Genomic DNA, 1,099 nt, shown 5'->3' with positions numbered 1-1,099 from the left:
CTAATCAAGGCATGTTCAAAACCATCTTTATCCGAGCTAAAGCAGCTAAACTTCGCAGGTGTCAGTACCGGCGTAGCCAAAATAATTCGCTTCGCATGCTCAGGCGTTTCTTCAAATACGTTCTGCTCTACACCCACACAGGTTTCCAGAGACATAACAATCGCTTCACGCAATGGATCAATCGGTGGGTTAGTCACCTGAGCAAACTTCTGTCTAAAGTAGTCTGAAACTGAACGAACACGAGTCGACAATACTGCCATTGGCGTATCATCACCCATCGAACCTACTGCTTCCTGGCCCGCCTCAGCTAATGGACGCAATACCTGATCTCGTTCCTCGAAAGTCACCTGGAACATCTTCATGTGCGTCTTTAGGGTATCAGCATCCATTGCTTGGAACGCTTCATGATCTTTGTCTAGCGTTGCCTCAATACGAACCGCGTTTTCTTTTAGCCACTTTTTATAAGGGTGAGCAGACTTAAGGCGGCTATCGATATCATCAGTATGTAGCACTTCACCCGTTTCAGTATCAACCGCTAGAATCTGTCCAGGACCAATTCGACCCTTAGCAACAACATCTTCCGGCTTATAGCCATAAGTTCCAATTTCGGATGCAACTGTAATGTAACCATTCTTAGTGATAACCCAACGACTTGGGCGCAAACCGTTTCTATCCAGTAAACAGACGGCGTAACGGCCGTCAGTTAGAACCAGACCAGCCGGTCCATCCCATGGTTCCATATGCATACTGTTATATTCATAGAAAGCACGTAGTTCGCTATCCATGGTGTCAACGTTCTGCCATGCAGGTGGAATCATCATACGAACGGCACGGAATAGGTCTACACCACCTGCCAGAAGTACCTCAAGCATATTATCCATACTGGAAGAATCTGAACCAGTACGATTCACCAAAGGAGATAATTCTCCCAGCTCAGGCAGTTCGTCTGTAGCAAACTTGCTTGTTCTCGCTGTAGACCAGTTTCTATTGCCTTCAATCGTATTAATTTCACCGTTGTGAGCAATACATCTAAATGGCTGGGCTAGTGGCCACTTTGGCATAGTATTAGTGGAGAAACGCTGATGAAAAACACAAATGC

Annotated in this window: 1 protein-coding gene; it reads right to left on the bottom strand. The window is 45.9% G+C overall.

All coding sequences use genetic code 11. The annotated features are described in order from the left end of the window. Window positions 1-1,099: glutamate synthase central domain-containing protein (locus tag A3763_RS02400; RefSeq protein WP_304440775.1), on the bottom strand; the 1,099-nt coding region annotated here is incomplete at both ends.

It is taken from the genome of Oleiphilus sp. HI0128 (genome assembly GCF_001635365.1).
This window is presented reverse-complemented; position numbering and strand designations above follow the sequence as displayed.